13 protein-coding genes are annotated in these 13233 nt (G+C 62.2%); 4 read left to right on the top strand and 9 right to left on the bottom strand.

All coding sequences use genetic code 11. The features are described 5' to 3' along the window. Nucleotides 1-6: 6 nt before the first annotated feature. The 6 genes from ACLH0J_RS04625 to dadA all read right to left on the bottom strand — a co-directional run bounded on the left by ACLH0J_RS04625 (nt 7) and on the right by dadA (nt 6122). Nucleotides 7-1929, bottom strand: coding sequence for an acetyl-CoA hydrolase/transferase C-terminal domain-containing protein (locus ACLH0J_RS04625; RefSeq protein ID WP_411391050.1), 1923 nt, complete (start codon nt 1927-1929; stop codon nt 7-9). A 135-nt stretch (nt 1930-2064) separates the two neighbouring features. Further along, nucleotides 2065-2496, bottom strand: a complete 432-nt coding sequence (locus tag ACLH0J_RS04620) for a c-type cytochrome (protein WP_411391049.1) — start codon at nt 2494-2496, stop codon at nt 2065-2067. 181 nt (nt 2497-2677) lie between these two features. Then, nucleotides 2678-3226: a cupin domain-containing protein gene (locus tag ACLH0J_RS04615; RefSeq protein ID WP_411391048.1), complete on the bottom strand. Its 549-nt coding sequence runs from the start codon at nt 3224-3226 to the stop codon at nt 2678-2680. A gap of 116 nt (nt 3227-3342) precedes the next feature. After that, nucleotides 3343-4416 carry an alanine racemase gene (gene alr, locus ACLH0J_RS04610; protein ID WP_411391047.1) on the bottom strand — a complete coding sequence of 358 codons (1074 nt, stop codon included), beginning with the start codon at nt 4414-4416 and terminating at the stop codon, nt 3343-3345. Nucleotides 4417-4495: 79 nt separating this feature from the next. Continuing rightward, nucleotides 4496-4849 carry a RidA family protein gene (locus tag ACLH0J_RS04605; RefSeq protein WP_411391046.1) on the bottom strand — a complete coding sequence of 118 codons (354 nt, stop codon included), beginning with the start codon at nt 4847-4849 and terminating at the stop codon, nt 4496-4498. Further along, complete coding sequence (gene dadA, locus ACLH0J_RS04600) at nt 4821-6122, bottom strand: D-amino acid dehydrogenase (protein WP_411391045.1); 1302 nt, start codon at nt 6120-6122, stop codon at nt 4821-4823. The genes ACLH0J_RS04605 and dadA overlap by 29 nt, the downstream gene beginning before the upstream one ends. 154 nt (nt 6123-6276) lie before the next feature. Here dadA and ACLH0J_RS04595 point away from each other — a divergent pair, with 154 nt between their 5' ends. Continuing rightward, entirely contained in the window at nt 6277-6765 is a 489-nt protein-coding gene (locus ACLH0J_RS04595) for an Lrp/AsnC ligand binding domain-containing protein (protein WP_003206849.1), read from the top strand. Between the two features lie 48 nt (nt 6766-6813). On the opposite strand, the gene ACLH0J_RS04590 is transcribed toward ACLH0J_RS04595, so the two are convergent. Further along, nucleotides 6814-7167 (bottom strand): YkgJ family cysteine cluster protein, encoded by a 354-nt coding sequence (locus ACLH0J_RS04590; RefSeq protein ID WP_411391044.1) that lies wholly within the window; start codon nt 7165-7167, stop codon nt 6814-6816. A gap of 115 nt (nt 7168-7282) precedes the next feature. Between ACLH0J_RS04590 and ACLH0J_RS04585 the strand changes: the two genes are divergently transcribed. Then, entirely contained in the window at nt 7283-8575 is a 1293-nt protein-coding gene (locus ACLH0J_RS04585; RefSeq protein ID WP_411391043.1) for an NAD(P)/FAD-dependent oxidoreductase, read from the top strand. Here ACLH0J_RS04585 and ACLH0J_RS04580 read toward each other — a convergent pair whose 3' ends face one another. Continuing rightward, complete coding sequence (locus ACLH0J_RS04580) at nt 8576-8800, bottom strand: DUF1127 domain-containing protein (protein ID WP_411391042.1); 225 nt, start codon at nt 8798-8800, stop codon at nt 8576-8578. A 166-nt stretch (nt 8801-8966) separates the two neighbouring features. Between ACLH0J_RS04580 and ACLH0J_RS04575 the strand changes: the two genes are divergently transcribed. Next, the gene (locus ACLH0J_RS04575) at nt 8967-10391 is read left to right on the top strand and encodes a PLP-dependent aminotransferase family protein (RefSeq protein ID WP_411391041.1); all 1425 of its coding nucleotides are present in this window, start codon (nt 8967-8969) and stop codon (nt 10389-10391) included. 62 nt (nt 10392-10453) lie between these two features. Further along, on the top strand, nt 10454-12022 hold the full coding sequence (locus tag ACLH0J_RS04570) for a phospholipase D family protein (RefSeq protein ID WP_411391040.1): 1569 nt from the start codon (nt 10454-10456) through the stop codon (nt 12020-12022). Nucleotides 12023-12075: 53 nt separating this feature from the next. On the opposite strand, the gene ACLH0J_RS04565 is transcribed toward ACLH0J_RS04570, so the two are convergent. Beyond that, nucleotides 12076-13218 carry an MFS transporter gene (locus tag ACLH0J_RS04565; protein ID WP_411391039.1) on the bottom strand — a complete coding sequence of 381 codons (1143 nt, stop codon included), beginning with the start codon at nt 13216-13218 and terminating at the stop codon, nt 12076-12078. Between the last annotated feature and the right edge of the window lie 15 nt (nt 13219-13233).

Raw genomic sequence — 13233 nt, 5'->3', positions numbered from 1 at the left:
TTGGTTTCAGGGTGTGGTGGCCTGCAGTCCGGCGAGCAGCAGGCGCTGGTACAGATCCTCTTTCAGCCCTTCCGGCTGGTCCAACCCCATCCGTTTCAGATGCTCGGGAAACGCCTTAGGCTCCGGCGCATCCAACGCCGCCTTGCCCAACTCCAGCATCTCCGTCAGCTTGAATTTGCTCTTGAGCCAATTCAACGCCCGCAGCAGATCCCGCTCCTCATCCGTGAAGTCGGTGCCCAGCGGATACTCCGGAAACAACCGGCGATGCCGCGTCTGGATGTCCTTGAGCCGCTCCGGCGTGTTATCGGCAAAACGAGGGTCGAGCTCGAAGTCATCGGGCAACTTGCCAGCCTTTTTCGCCTGTTCGATCAAGTCGTTCTGGAAGCGTGAGTCGGTGATATTGAGCAATGCCTCGATCACCTTGGCATCCGTTTGCCCACGCAGGTCGGCGATCCCGTATTCGGTGATGACAATGTCCCGCAAGTGCCGTGGGATCGTGCAGTGGCCGTACTCCCACACAATAGTGGAACTGACCTCCCCCGCCGCTTCGCGCCAACTGCGCAACATCAGGATCGAGCGCGCGCCTTCCAGTGCATGGCCCTGGGCCACGAAGTTGTACTGCCCGCCCACGCCACTGAGCACACGGCCACCTTCGAGTTGGTCGGCAACCCCGGCGCCGAGCAACGTCACCACGATCGCGCTGTTGATAAACCGCGCATCCAGACGCTGCAGACGCTTGAGCTCTTCCTGGCCATACAGTTCGTTGATGTAGCTGATGCGGGTCATGTCGAAATCCAGGCGCTTGGCGTGGGTCATTTCCTGCAAGCGCTGGTAAAAGCTACGCGGCCCGAGAAAGAAACCGCCGTGGATCGATACACCATCGGGCTGCGCCGCGTCATCCAGCAGCCCCGAGTTGGCTTGCGCCTGCGTCGCCACGTCTGGATAGACTTTGCGCCGCACAATCCCCGCATCCGCCAGCACCAGCAGGCCGTTGACGAACATTTCGCTGCAGCCGTAGAGGCCGCGGGCGAATGGATCGACACCGCCTTCACGACTGATCAGCGGCGCCCAGCGGTACACATCGAGGTCAGTCAGCAGCAGCCGATAGGCTTCGTTGTCCGCCTGACGTGCGAGCAAGGCGGCCGTGAGCGCATCGCCCATCGAACCGATACCGATCTGCAACGTGCCGCCATCGCGCACCAGGGTACTGGCATGCAGGCCGATAAAATGATCCTGGAAACCCACCGGCATGTTCGGCGTGGAGAACAGCGTGGTGCTGTCCTTTTCATCGAGCAGGTAGTCGAATGCGTCCATGCCCAGTTCCGAATCACCGGGCATGTAGGGCAAATCGGTATGGACCTGCCCGACAATCAACACCGTTTCCCCGGCGGCGCGGCGCTTGGCGATCATCGGCAGCAGATCGAGGGTGATATCGGGGTTGCAGCTCAGGCTCAGGCGGTCTGGATGTTCAGGACTGCTGGCCACTAGTTGTGCCACCAGGTTCAGGCCGGCGGCGTTGATATCGCGGGCGGCATGACTGTAGTTGCTGCTGACGTAATCCTGCTGGGCCGACACACTGTGGAGCAAGTTGCCGGGCTGCATGAAGAACTGCTGCACGCGGATATTGGCTGGAAGGCTGTCTTTATGCAGGTCGGCGAGGTAATCCAGTTCGGGATAGTCACCAAACACGCGCTCGACAAAGGGTTCGAGAAAGCGCTTCTGCAAGCCGTCGCCCAAGGCGGGACGGCCCAGGCTCAGCGCGGTGTAAAGGGTCAGCGACCGCTCAGGCAACTGGGCAATGCGCCGGTACAGCGCGTTGACGAACAGGTTCGGCTTGCCCAGGCCCAAGGGTAGCCCCATGTGGACATGGGCCGGCAACCGCGCCAGGACCTCGTCAACTGCTTGCTCGATTGAACATAACTGCACCATCCGACCCTCCTGACATTCCGTGATTAGGGGTTGGACCGAGCTTGCAGGGTCTTTGCTGCAAAGAACAGCCGGAAAACCAAATTCAAGGCACAAAAAAGCCGCTCGTAAGCGGCATTTTTGGCGAAGATCGGCAGATTACAAGCCAGACATCTTCTTGATGGCACCCTTGAGCTCGTCATCCGAGCAATCCGCGCACGTGCCTTTTGGCGGCATGGCGTTGATACCGGTGATGGCCTTGGCCAGGATGCCGTCGAGGCCGCCCTGGTGGTCGGCGCGGTCTTTCCAGGCGGCAGTGTCGCCAATCTTCGGTGCGCCCAGCAGGCCGGTGCCGTGGCATGCGTTGCAATGTTTGGCGATTACATCATCCGGCGACTTTGCACCGCCACCGCCGCCCGCTGTCACGGCGACTGCCATCCCCTTGCACTCTTCGCCCTGAACGCAGACCTTCCCCACTGGGTCCAGGCGCTCGGCGATTGCATCACTGGCGGTCTTACTGACAGGAGGCTCAGCTTTCTGCCCACAGCCCACAAGGGCTAATACTATTGCTGGTACAGCCAGCATTTTCATAATTAGGTTCACGCGTTCACCCTCAATGGTGGCTATTCACGCCTGCGGCCACGGTTTCGCAGGCGGCGAAAGTATAACGGTTACCCCGCCTGGCCGAAACAACCCTATTAAATAAAGGGGGATTCAGCCTGGCGGAATACTGCTCGGGTGCCTCTGCAACGCTGGCAGGACGCCTCTTCTATCAAAAGTTCGCCGGTGTGGCTGCGCTGATTAGTCGCGCCGGCACATCGAACGGATTACGAAAACGGTGAGGCTTGGTGCTTTCAAAGTAGTAGCTATCGCCGGCTTCGAGCACAAAAGTTTCAAGACCGACCACCAATTCAAGACGACCCTCCACCAGAATCCCGGTTTCTTCGCCTTCGTGGGTGAGCATTTCTTCGCCGGTGTCGGCACCAGGCGGGTAAATCTCGTTGAGAAACGTGATCGCCCGGCCTGGATGCGCACGGCCCACCAGTTTCATGGTGACGGCACCGTCAGAGATGTCGATCAACTCGTTGGCTTTGTAGACGACCTGTGTCGGTATTTCCTGGAGGATCTCCTCGGAAAAGAACTCGACCATCGACATGGGAATGCCGCCCAGCACCTTGCGCAAGGAACTGATGGAAGGGCTGACACTGTTTTTTTCGATCATCGAAATGGTGCTGTTGGTGACACCCGCACGCTTGGCGAGCTCACGCTGGGAAAGACCCTTCAGCTTACGGATGGATTGCAGTCGTTCGCCGACGTCCAATGCGGGAGCCTCCTAGGATTCAGGCTTTGTTGTAATTGAGCGTTATCATGGCGACAGCGTTCAGTATTTACAACACTTGAGCCTAAATCCCAGGCAATGGCCTTCGTAGCGGGCGATCACGTGCCGGAATAGAGCCTTGGCACCCGGCGCAGGTTGCAGAAAATCTGATAGGGAATGGTCTCGGCGGCCGTCGCAACGTCACTGGCAAGGATGTGCTTGCCCCACAGCTCGACGGTGGAACCCAGGCCCGCTTGCGGCACGTCGGTCAGGTCGATGCACAGCATGTCCATGGACACGCGCCCCAGCAACTGGCTGCGTTGCCCGGCCACCAGCACCGGTGTGCCGGTCGGCGCATGGCGCGGGTAACCATCGGCATACCCCATGGCGACCACGCCGATGCGCATCGGTTTGGGCGTGATGAACTTGGCGCCGTAGCCCACCGGCTCGCCGGCCGGCAGTTCACGCACGCAGATGACTTTCGATTCCAGGGTCATCACCGGCTGCAGGCGTGCGGCGACGGCCTGGTCTTCAGCAAATGGCGTCGCGCCGTACAGCATAATGCCCGGGCGCACCCAGTCGCTGGATACGCTCGGCCAACCCATCACCGATGGCGAGTTACGCAGGCTCATTTCGGCCGACAAGCCTTGGCGCGCCGCATCGAATATCGCCACCTGTTCATTGCTGCGCACGCAATCGAGTTCGTCGGCGCGGGCGAAGTGGCTCATCAACACGATCTTCGCCACCTTGCCGCTGGCCAACAGGCGCTGATACGCCTCGTGGTAGTCCTTGGGATGCAGGCCGACGCGGTGCATGCCCGAGTCGAGTTTGAGCCACACGGTGAGCGGCTTGCTCAAGACAGCCTGTTCGATCGCCTCCAGTTGCCACAGCGAATGCACCACGCACCAGAAATCATGCTCGATGATCAGCGGCAGCTCATCGGCTTCAAAAAACCCTTCGAGCAGCAATACCGGCGCGCGGATCCCAGCGGCCCGCAACTCCAGCGCTTCCTCGATACAGGCCACGGCAAACCCGTCGGCCTCGGCTTCCAGCGCCTGGGCCACGCGCACGGCACCATGGCCGTAGGCATCGGCCTTGACGACAGCGAGGGCCTTGGCCCCGCTGACTTCACGGGCCAATTGGTAATTGTGACGCAGGGCTTGGAGGTCGATCAGGGCACGGGCAGGACGCATGGCGGCAGGCTTCTAGGCGGCAAGGGAAGAAAAAACCGGCACCGACCGACAACATCGGCGCCGGGAGAGGGATCGTTGTTTACGGCAGCGCAGCCACGACAGACAGCTCTACCAGAATTTCCGGTTCGCACAGTTTCGCTTCAACGGTGGCACGGGCCGGGGCGACGCCTTTGGGCAACCACGCGTCCCACACGGCGTTCATACCGGCGAAATCGGCGTCGATGTCTTTCAGGTAGATCGTCACCGACAGCAACTTGGTCTTGTCGGTACCGGCCAGGTCCAGCAAGCGCTCGATGTTGGCCAGGGTTTCACGGGTCTGCTGTTCAATCCCGGCACTCATGTCGTCGCCGACTTGCCCTGCCAGATACACCGTCCCGCCGTGGGTAACGATCTGGCTCATGCGCTCATTGGTGAGCTGGCGCTGGATTGACATGTTTTGCAGTCTCCTGGTGGTTGCCATAACGGGAAATATCGAGGCCTTCGGCGCTGATCTGCGGGGTTTTCTTGGCCATCAGGTCCGCCAGCAACCGACCGGAGCCGCACGCCATGGTCCAGCCGAGGGTGCCGTGGCCGGTGTTCAGGAACAGGTTCTTGAACGGGGTGGCACCGACAATCGGCGTGCCATCAGGCGTGGTTGGGCGCAGTCCGGTCCAGAAGATCGCTTCGGTCAAATCGCCGCCCTGAGGATAAAGGTCGTTGACGATCATCTCCAGGGTTTCACGCCGACGCGGGTTAAGCGACAGGTCAAAACCGGCGATTTCAGCCATGCCGCCGACGCGGATGCGGTTGTCGAAACGGGTGATCGCGACCTTGTAGGTCTCGTCGAGAATGGTCGATGTGGGCGCCATCGCCGGGTTGGTGATCGGCACGGTCAGCGAGTAGCCCTTGAGCGGGTACACCGGTGCCTTGATCCCCAGCGGCTTGAGCAACTGCGGCGAGTAACTGCCGAGGGCCAGCACGTAACGGTCGGCCGTTTCCAGCTTGCCGTCGATCCAGACACCGTTGATGCGCTCACCGGCGAAGTCGAGGCGCTGGATGTCCTGTTCGAAGCGGAATTCCACACCCAACTGCTTGCACATCTCGGCCAGGCGGGTGGTGAACATCTGGCAGTCGCCGGTCTGGTCGTTCGGCAGGCGCAGGGCACCGGCGAGGATATCGGTGACGCTGGCCAGGGCCGGTTCAACGCGGGCAATGCCGGCGCGGTCGAGCAGCTCGAACGGCACGCCGGATTCTTTCAATACGGCGATATCCTTGGCCGCACCATCGAGCTGGGCCTGGGTGCGGAACAGCTGGGTAGTCCCCAGCGTGCGGCCTTCGTAGGAAATGCCGGTTTCAGCGCGCAGTTCGTCGAGACAGTCGCGGCTGTACTCGGACAGGCGCACCATGCGCTCCTTGTTCACCGCATAGCGGTTGGCCGTGCAGTTGCGCAGCATCTGGGCCATCCACAGGTATTGGTCGATACTGGCCGTGGCCTTGATCGCCAGCGGCGCGTGGCGTTGCAGCAACCACTTCATGGCCTTGAGCGGCACGCCCGGGGCAGCCCATGGCGAGGCATAGCCGGGGGACACCTGGCCGGCGTTGGCGAAACTGGTTTCCATGGCAGCGGCAGGTTGACGGTCGACCACGACCACTTCAAAACCGGCCCGCGCCAAATAGTAGGCACTGGTCACCCCAATGACGCCGCTACCCAAGACCAGAACGCGCATTTTTATATCCTCATCGCGGCTGACCGCCGACGTGTGTTGTTCGAGCAATGATGTGCGCAGTATAAAAAGCATTCACCAGTGCATTTCACTATATAAATGCTTATATTTGGCGACAATTCTCGGCAAAAACCCTTTTCACAGAGGCGTATCCCCTATGCGTACCAACACCCAGACCAAGCGGGAGCTGGACAAGATCGACCGCAATATTCTGCGAATCCTACAAGCCGACGGGCGTATTTCGTTCACGGAGCTGGGGGAAAAGGTCGGGTTGTCGACCACTCCCTGCACCGAGCGCGTGCGGCGCCTGGAGCGAGAAGGGATCATCATGGGCTACAACGCACGGCTCAATCCCCAGCATTTGAAGGGGAGTTTGCTGGTATTTGTCGAGATCAGCCTGGATTACAAATCCGGCGACACCTTTGAAGAGTTCCGCCGCGCTGTGCTGAAACTGCCCCATGTGCTGGAGTGCCATCTGGTCTCGGGGGACTTCGACTATCTGGTGAAAGCGCGGATATCCGAGATGGCGTCGTACCGCAAATTGCTCGGCGATATCCTGCTCAAGCTGCCCCATGTGCGGGAGTCCAAGAGCTATATCGTGATGGAAGAGGTGAAGGAGAGCCTGAACCTGCCGATCCCCGACTGACTGACACAACTGGGTCAATGTGGAAGGGGGGCGTGCTCCCTCCCACATTTAGACCAGCACCTGCCGGGTGCTCGCCATGTATTCGTGGATCTGCTTCTCCACCCGCGGGTGAATCAGCTCCACCGGCCCGCGCCCATTGGGGCATGGCAAGGTCTTTGTGGTACCGAACAGTCGACAGATCAGCGGCCGCTCGTCATACACGGTGCAGCCGTTCGGCCCCAGGTGCACGCAGTTCAATTCGTCCATGGCCGCCTCCTGCTCGGCAGCGGTCTTGCGCGGCAGGCGCGACATTTCCTCGGGCGATGTGGTCACCGGCCCACAGCAGTCGTGGCAGCCGGGCACGCACTCGAACGTAGGAATCTGCCTGCGCAGCGCGCTGATTTTCTGACTGTTGCAACTCATCGAAACACGTACCGAACGGCGAATAGACGAGGATTCTGACGCAAAACGCCCCGCGCAGACAGCTTCGTCCGACCGCTGTATCCTGCGTCAAATTTTCCAGACAGGGATGTTCCCCATGACTGCCAGCGCCCGGCACACTGCTTCCTACTACGCCGCCAGCAGCCTGCCACAACCCGATTACCCGGCGTTGACGGGCGATGTGCGCGCCGATGTGTGTGTGATCGGCGGTGGGTTTTCCGGGCTCAACACCGCCCTGGAACTGGCTGAGCGCGGCCTGCGCGTCGTTCTGCTGGAAGCACGCAAAATCGCCTGGGGCGCCAGCGGGCGCAACGGCGGCCAGTTGATTCGCGGCGTCGGTCACGGCCTGGACCAGTTCGCCAACGTGATCGGCACCGACGGCGTGCGCCAGATGAAGCTGATGGGGCTGGAGGCCGTGGAAATCGTGCGCGAGCGCGTCGAACGCTTCCAGATCCGCTGCGACCTGACCTGGGGCTATTGCGACCTCGCCAACAAACCCCGCGATCTGCAGGGCCTGGCCGAAGACGCCGAAGAACTGCACAGCCTGGGTTACCGCCACGAGGTGCGCCTGCTGCAAGCCGCCGAGATGGGCAGCGTGATCGGCTCCGAGCGCTACGTGGGTGGCATGATCGACATGGGCTCCGGTCACCTGCACCCGCTGAACCTGGCGCTGGGTGAAGCGGCGGCCGCGCAACAGTTGGGCGTGCAGTTGTTTGAGCAGTCCGCCGCGACGCGCATCGACTACGGCCCCGAGGTCAGGGTGCACACCGCCCACGGCACGGTGCGCGCCAACACCCTGGTGCTGGCCTGCAATGCTTACCTGAATGGGCTCAATCCGCAGTTGGGTGGCAAGGTCCTGCCCGCCGGCAGCTACATCATCGCCACCGAGCCCTTGAGCGAAGCCCAGGCCGCCCAGTTGCTCCCGCAGAACATGGCGGTGTGCGACCAGCGAGTGACGGTAGATTACTTCCGCCTGTCCGCCGACCGTCGCCTGTTGTTCGGCGGCGCCTGCCATTATTCCGGACGTGATCCCAAGGACATCGGCGCCTACATGCAGCCGAAGATGCTCCACGTGTTCCCGCAACTGGCCGACGTCAAAATCGACTACCAATGGGGCGGGATGATCGGCATCGGCGCCAATCGCCTGCCCCAGATCGGCCGGCTGGCGGATCAACCCAACGTGTATTACGCCCAGGCCTATGCGGGCCATGGCCTCAACGCCACACACCTGGCGGGCAAGCTGCTGGCCGAGGCTATCAGCGGCCAGCAACAGGGACGTTTCGACCTGTTCGCGCAGGTCCCGCACATCACCTTCCCCGGCGGTAAGCACCTGCGCTCGCCGCTGCTGGCACTGGGGATGCTCTGGCACCGCTTCAAAGAGCTGGTCTGATCAACCGCGCCAGAACGGCTTCAAGCCCTCCTGGCGCGCCTGCTCCGGGGTCAAGCCGATATCGCGCAGTTGCTCGCGGGTCAAGTGCAGCAAGGCTTTGCGTGTGTGGCGACGACGCCAGAACAGCTGCCAGCCGCTGATATCGCGCGGCGCGTTGGCCTGCTCTTGCCCCGCCTGCAATTCCTGACTGTGTAGCATCAGCCGCACATCGCTCATCCCGTTCATTTTGCTGCCCCTCGTTTGCCTGTTGCCATGAGTGACTAGAATGGGTGAGCGGGCAAAACCGTTACAGATTCAATGGATCTTTATTAAATCCATACAGACACTGCCTCTGCGCGGCTGAATCCTGTATTTTCCCCCAATCTGTACTGGTCCCCCGGGAGCGACCGCCATGACGCTTTACGTCAACCTCGCCGAATTACTGGGCACGCGCATCGAACAGGGCTTCTATCGCCCCGGCGATCGCCTGCCCTCTGTACGCGCTTTGAGCGTGGAGCACGGGGTCAGCCTGAGCACCGTGCAGCAGGCGTATCGGTTGCTGGAGGACAACGGCCTGGCGACGCCCAAGCCGAAATCCGGCTACTTTGTGCCGATTGGCCGCGAGCTGCCGGCGCTGCCCGAAGTCGGCCGCCCGGCCCAGCGCCCGGTGGAAATTTCCCAGTGGGACCAGGTGCTCGAACTGATTCGCGCCGTACCGCGCAAAGACGTCATACAGCTAGGCCGTGGCATGCCGGATGTATTCTCCCCCACCCTGAAACCCTTGCTACGCAGCCTGGCCCGCGTGAGTCGACGCCAGGATCTGCCGGGTCTGTATTACGACAATATCCTCGGCTGTATGGAGTTACGTGAACAGATCGCCCGGCTGTCACTGGATTCGGGCTGCCAACTGAGCGCCGAAGACATCGTCATCACCACCGGCTGCCACGAGGCGCTGTCCGCCAGCATCCGCGCTATCTGCGAGCCGGGGGATATTGTCGCGGTGGACTCGCCGAGCTTCCACGGCGCCATGCAGACCCTCAAGGGCCTGGGCATGAAAGCCCTGGAAATCCCCACGGACCCGCTCACCGGCATCAGCCTGGAAGCCTTGGAACTGGCGCTGGAGCAGTGGCCGATCAAGGTCATCCAACTGACCCCCAACTGCAACAATCCCCTGGGCTACATCATGCCGGAGGCGCGCAAACGGGCGTTGCTGACCCTGGCCCAGCGCTTTGACGTGGCGATCATCGAAGATGATGTCTACGGTGAATTGGCCTACAGCTACCCGCGCCCGCGCACCATCAAATCCTTCGACGAAGATGGCCGCGTGCTGCTGTGCAGCTCGTTCTCGAAAACCCTGGCGCCGGGCCTGCGCATTGGCTGGGTCGCGCCCGGCCGATACCTGGAGCGGGTGCTGCACATGAAGTACATCAGCACCGGCTCTACCGCCACGCAGCCGCAGATAGCCATCGCCGAATTTCTCAAGGGCGGCCATTTCGAACCGCATTTACGCCGGATGCGCACCCAATACCAGCGCAATCGCGACTTGATACTCGACTGGGTCAGCCGGTATTTCCCGGCGGGTACCCGCGCCAGCCGGCCGCAAGGCAGTTTCATGCTGTGGGTGGAGCTGCCGGAAGGCTTTGATACGTTGAAGCTCAATCGCGTGCTGGTGGAACAGGGCGTACAGATCGCCGTGGGCAGTATCTTTTCGGCTTCGGGCAAGTACAGGAATTGCCTGCGCATGAACTACGCTGCCAAACCCACCCCGCAGATTGAAGAAGCCGTGCGCAAGGTGGGCGCCGCCGCGAGCAACCTGCTGGCCGAGGCAGCCGACTGACCTTTCGCGGGAAATTGCCGTCATATGCCGACAACTGCCCTGATCCGGAAGCCACTCCCTTGATGATTCGACGGCTTTTACCGTTTTCCCTGTCGGGAGCCCTGGCCCTGGGCGGATGCGCCACGGTGACCGCGCCGCGCATCCCCAGTGACGCCCTGCCGGCGGCGCAATCGTCGTTCGGCCGCTCGATCCAGGCCCAGGCTGCGCCGTATCAAGGCCGCTCCGGCTTTCGCCTGCTCCCCAACAGCAGCGAAGCCTTCATGGCCCGCGCCGAACTGATCCGCAATGCCCAGGCCAGCCTCGACCTGCAGTACTACATCGTGCACGACGGCATCAGCACACGCATGCTCGTGGACGAACTGCTCAAGGCCGCCGACCGGGGCGTGCGCGTGCGCATCCTGCTGGACGACACCACCAGCGACGGCGTCGATGAGGTCATCGCCACCCTCGCCGCCCATCCCCAGATCGACATTCGCCTGTTCAACCCATTGCACCTGGGGCGCAGCACCGGGGTCACGCGCACCATGGGCCGGCTGTTCAACCTGTCGCAGCAACACCGGCGCATGCACAACAAACTGTGGCTGGCGGATAACAGCGCGGCCATCGTCGGCGGGCGCAACCTGGGGGATGAGTATTTCGACGCCGAGCCCAATCTGAACTTCACCGATATCGACATGCTCAGTGTGGGTCCGGTGGCCGAGCAGCTCGGTCACAGCTTCGACCAGTATTGGAACAGCGCCCTGAGCAAACCCATCGCTGAGTTCGTCTCCAACCTGCCTTCCAACGGCGACCTGACCGCCGCGCGCCGACTCTTGAACGAGTCACTGGCCCAGTCCCGCCAACAGAACCATGCCCTGTACAACCGCCTGCGCATCTACCAGACCGAACCGCGCATGGACATGTGGCGCCGCGAGTTGATCTGGGCCTGGAACCAGGCCCTGTGGGACGCGCCGAGCAAAGTGCTGGCCAAGGCCGAGCCCGACCCTCGATTGCTGCTGACCACCCAACTGGCGCCGGAACTGCAAGGGGTCAACCACGAGTTGATCATGATCTCGGCGTACTTCGTGCCGGGGCAGCCCGGGCTGGTGTACCTGACCGGACGGGCCGATGCGGGCGTGTCGGTCAGCCTGTTGACCAACTCCCTGGAAGCCACCGACGTACCGGCCGTGCATGGCGGCTACGCGCCCTATCGCAAGGCACTGCTGGAGCACGGGGTGAAACTCTACGAGTTGCGCCGCCAGCCCGGCGCACAGGGTGCCGGCAGCGGGCCACACCTGTTTCGGCGCGGCGCCTTCCGAGGCTCGGATTCGAGCCTGCACAGCAAAGCGATGATTTTCGACCGGACGAAGTCATTTATCGGCTCGTTCAACTTCGACCCTCGCTCGGTGCTGTGGAACACCGAAGTCGGCGTACTGGTGGACAGCCCCGAACTGGCGGAACAGGTGCGCAACCTGGCACTGGAAGGCATGGCGCCCCCCTTGAGCTTTGAAGCGAAACTCGAGGACGGCAAGGTGGTTTGGGTAACCGAGGACAACGGCCAATTGCACACCCTGTACCGTGAGCCGGGCAGTTGGTGGCGGCGGTTCAATGCCTGGTTCGCCACCCGCGTGGGCCTGGAACGCCTACTGTAGGAACGAGCTCGCTCGCGAAGAACGCAAGAACATAACCGGACCGCACGCATCACCTAAACCGGCTGCGCCGCACCAAAGGCCCCCTGGCGCAGCAACAACAGCACCAGCCCCAACGCCCCGGCCGCCATCAGCCATGGCAGCGCATGCCCGCTGATCCACTGACTACCCGCACCGGCCACCAGCGGGCCGATCAGGCAACCAATGCCCCACAGTTGCGCGACATGGGCATTGGCCCGCACCAGCGCGTCGTCGCGGTAGCGCTCGCCGATCAGGATCAACGACAAGGTAAACAACCCACCGGCACTGGCGCCGAACAGCACCCATACCGGCCAGATCAGCGGCGCGTGCATCAACAGCGGAACCGCCAGGCTCGATGCCAACAACAGCAGTGCACACCCCAGGAACAGCGTGCGTCGTGGCAGATAATCGGCCAACGCGCCGATGGGCAACTGCAGCAATGCATCGCCGACCACCACCGTACTGACCATCGCCAGAGCGATCTCGGCGGTGAAGCCCTGTTGCAGGCAATACACCGGCAGCAGCGTCAGGATCATCGCTTCGAACGCGGCGAACAGCGCCACCGCCCAGGCAATCGCTGGCAGGCTCACGCAGAAGCGCCACAGGTCGCTGAACGTCACCCCGAACGACTCGGCCGTCGGCGCCCCGGAACGCCCCAGCAACAACAGCGGCGCCACCATCAGCAAGCCCACACCGACCCAGAAGCCGTAGTCATGCTCGGTGCCGATCACGCCCAGCAACAAGGGCCCCGACAGTTGGCTCAAGGCGTAACTGCAGCCATACAGCGCCACCAGCCGACCGCGCCACTGCTCCACCACCAACTGGTTGATCCAGCTTTCGCCGAGGATAAACACGATGGTCAGGATCACCCCGATCATCAGCCGCAGCACCAGCCACACCGGATAGCTGGGCAGTATCGCCAGCAGGCCGATAGACACCGCGCCCGCCCACAGGCACAGGCGCATCAAGTTGGCAGTACCGAGCCACGAAGCCATGCGGCTGGAAACCTTGGCGCCCAGCAATACGCCGAAGGCCGGCATCGCCGCCATCACGCCGATGGCGAAACTGCCATAGCCCCAGCTTTCGAGGCGCAGGGACACCAGCGGCATACTGACACCCAGGGCCAGGCCGACGCTGAGCACCGAGGCCAGCACGGCGAAATAAGTCGCCCAACGCATTTCCACGCTCCTGTG

Source organism: Pseudomonas sp. MPB23, assembly GCF_046605395.1.
GTDB lineage: Bacteria > Pseudomonadota > Gammaproteobacteria > Pseudomonadales > Pseudomonadaceae > Aquipseudomonas.
The sequence above is the reverse complement of the archived record's forward strand: the minus strand, read 5'-3'. Positions and strand labels throughout refer to the sequence as shown.